This is a genomic window from Acidovorax sp. SRB_24 (assembly GCF_012931925.1).
In genome coordinates this window covers 1-344 of record NZ_MWOM01000289.1, presented here as the reverse complement: position 1 = coordinate 344, position 344 = coordinate 1, and the positions used below count along the sequence as shown (strand labels likewise).

Genomic DNA, 344 nt, shown 5'->3' with positions numbered 1-344 from the left:
AAGCCGGGCGCAGGGCCCCGGCGCCCAAAGAAACCGACTCAGCGCGCCGGAGTCTGTGGACCGCTGGAGCCTTCAGGCGCCTGGCGCGCATCGGCCGGAGCAAGCGGCGCGCCCGCCGCGCCGGGCACCGTGGCGTCGGAAGCCGGGGTGCCACCGCCGGACCCCGCTGCGGCCTCCGTGCGGGCACCGGCCGCGGCATCGGAGGCCGCGGGCGCAGCCGGCATGCCGGCAGGGGCGCTGGTGCTCGGGGTGGGCGCGGCAGGGGCCGCGCTGCGCTGCGTGTCCGCAAAGCCGCTGCGCAGCTCGTGCGACACCACCAGGTTGAAGCCGATGGCCGTCAGCAG

Annotated in this window: 1 pseudogene; it reads right to left on the bottom strand. The window is 77.9% G+C overall.

The features are described 5' to 3' along the window. Nucleotides 1-38 precede the first annotated feature (38 nt). Nucleotides 39-344, bottom strand: a pseudogene (locus B2J89_RS21985) (hypothetical protein); the annotation flags it as partial.